At 64.0% G+C, this 809-nt stretch carries 1 protein-coding gene; it reads left to right on the plus strand.

Annotated features, from left to right (window positions below; translation table 11 throughout):
* The coding region (locus tag A5696_RS11750) for an HAD-IC family P-type ATPase (protein WP_156738308.1) at positions 1-809 on the plus strand (809 nt) is incomplete at both ends.

Genomic DNA, 809 nt, shown 5'->3' on the forward strand with positions numbered 1-809 from the left:
CCCAAACCCGCGGCGCGCCAGTCGCTGGCACAGCTGGCCGAACTGGGCATCGAGCTCAAGATCGCCACCGGCGACAATCCGCGGGTCGCCGAAAAGGTCTGCGCCGAACTGGGTTTGGTCTCCAAGGGCACGATCACCGGCGCGCAGCTGGAATGCCTCGATGACGACGAATTCGGCCGCGCCGCTGCGGACCACAGTATCTTCGCCCGCATCTCCCCCGACCAAAAGGCACGGCTGATCACCGCGGCACGCCGCACCGGAAGATCGGTGGGGTTTCTCGGCGACGGGGTCAACGACGCGCTGGCATTGCACGCCGCCGATGTGGGCATCTCCGTCAACAGCGCCACCGACGTGGCCAAGGACGCGGCCGACGTGGTCTTGCTGGAAAAGGACCTGGGGGTGCTGGCCACCGGGGTGGCCACGGGCAGAAGGATTTTCGCCAATACCATCAAGTACGTGTTCATGGGCACATCGAGCAATTTCGGCAACACCTTCAGCGCCGCCGCCGCGTCGGCGTTCTTGCCGTTTCTGCCGATGCTGCCCAGCCAGATCCTGCTGGGCAACCTGCTCTACGATGCCTCGCAGTTGGCGATCCCCACCGACCGCGTCGATGAGGAGCAACGCGATGCGCCGGCGCACTGGAACGTCGCCTTCATCCGCAGGTTCATGCTGACGTTCGGGCCCATCAACTCGCTGTTCGACTTCTTGACCTTCGGATTCATGCTCGGCATCCTGCACGCCGGCGAGGTGGCGTTTCACACCGGGTGGTTCCTGGAAAACCTTCTCACCCAGACGTTTATCGTTTTCGC

The organism is Mycobacterium sp. E2699, from assembly GCF_001666745.1.
GTDB lineage: Bacteria > Actinomycetota > Actinomycetes > Mycobacteriales > Mycobacteriaceae > Mycobacterium.